The 293-nt window shown below is 57.7% G+C and carries 1 pseudogene; it reads right to left on the bottom strand.

Going from position 1 to position 293, the window contains the following annotated elements:
• Positions 1 to 2: 2 nt before the first annotated feature.
• Positions 3 to 293: pseudogene (locus XcuCFBP2542_RS19205) on the bottom strand (hypothetical protein); the annotation flags it as partial.

Below are 293 nucleotides of genomic sequence, written 5' to 3'. Positions count from 1 at the left end.
TCCTACTGTGTCATTAAATGCGAAGGTGCGGAGACATCGTTCCAAGTAATGTCACTGCAATTTCTACGGCGATTGTCCAGCGCAGCGTCGCGATCGAGTCCACTACATGGCGCTGAGCCCGCATCGGTCGCCCCGCGCGGGCGGTAATCTTCGGGTAGGGCAGGTTGCGGGCGTTGTGACGGTTTTTTTTGATGCGCTCCACGCAAGCGCTCAGCAACCAGAAACCCGTAAGCAGCAATGCATAGCGTGGCGTGATGATGAAACCCCCGCCAACCGCGCCCTTCGTAGTGATC

Source organism: Xanthomonas cucurbitae (genome assembly GCF_002939885.1).
In the GTDB taxonomy this organism is placed as follows: domain Bacteria; phylum Pseudomonadota; class Gammaproteobacteria; order Xanthomonadales; family Xanthomonadaceae; genus Xanthomonas; species Xanthomonas cucurbitae.
This window is presented reverse-complemented; position numbering and strand designations above follow the sequence as displayed.